This window comes from Acinetobacter sp. 228 (assembly GCF_048147885.1).
In genome coordinates this window covers 1-1,031 of the sequence record NZ_JAYWYV010000600.1, presented here as the reverse complement: position 1 = coordinate 1,031, position 1,031 = coordinate 1, and the positions used below count along the sequence as shown (strand labels likewise).

Below are 1,031 nucleotides of genomic sequence, written 5' to 3'. Positions count from 1 at the left end.
CATTTTGGCCTATAGCTGCATAACCTGCGATGCTACCTTCAACCATCGCCAGCTCACTTCCGCCAAAACCTGTACACTCACCTGCTGCCCACACCTGTGGCTGTGATGTACATTGATAGTCATCGACCGTAATCGCATTGTCCTTAATTTGACAACCCATTAACTGGCCTAATTGAGTATTCGGTACTAAACCAAACCCGCACGCGAGTCGATCACACTCAATTTCAATGATTCCTTGCGGCGTTTGTAGCCTTACTCGTTCAAGACGCTCCTGACCAATCGCCTCAACCACATAACTGTCAGGTTGATATAAACGATGAGGCAAAGATAACGCCTGTATTATTTTCGCAGGCCAACGCCAAAGTTGTAGTGCAAACTTACGAACGGAAGATGAAGCCACCTGTTCGGCAACATAGAGAACTTGAGCCTCTGCTTTTTTTGCTGTATCCGCACTTGCTAAGAGTAATGGTCCAGAGCCCGCAATCACAATGCGTTCATTTTTTACAGGTGTGCCTGCTTTAATTAAGGCTTGCAAACCACCTGCCCCTGTTACACCAGGTAAAGTCCAACCGGGAAAAGGCAAAAACAGTTCTCTTGCTCCCGTACACAATATAAGCTGGCGATAAGACAAGTTTAGGCTGTCGTGAGGTCGCTCAACAAGCAATTGGCCGGCAAAAGGTGCGGCGACAATTTTCGCACCAAACATAAATTCAATATTAGAATGAGCCTTAATTTGTTGATATTTCTGCTGCGCCATTTCAGGTACAGGAAAAATCGGTCCAGCCCGCCAGATTTGGCCACCCGCCTGTGGGTTATTATCCAATATTAAAATTCGACCGCCACTTTCGGCGGCTGTAATAGCAGCTGACAACCCTGCAGGCCCAGCACCGACAACCACCACTTCGTATTGTTTTTCCATTATTGTGTTTCCACTTTCATGTCTTGCTGGCACAGCGTCTGACAAGCAAGCACTCTGAGTCCATTAATATTGACACGGCATTCCTGACAAACTCCCATTCCACAAAATGGAG

The 1,031-nt window shown here is 46.8% G+C and carries 2 protein-coding genes; both read right to left on the bottom strand.

The genetic code is table 11. From position 1 onward, the window contains the following. The coding region (locus VXQ92_RS21160; protein WP_416683088.1) for an FAD-dependent oxidoreductase at positions 1-919 on the bottom strand (919 nt) is incomplete at its 3' end. Then, the coding region (locus tag VXQ92_RS21155) for a 2Fe-2S iron-sulfur cluster-binding protein (RefSeq protein ID WP_204308566.1) at positions 919-1,031 on the bottom strand (113 nt) is incomplete at its 5' end. The genes VXQ92_RS21155 and VXQ92_RS21160, both read right to left, overlap by 1 nt.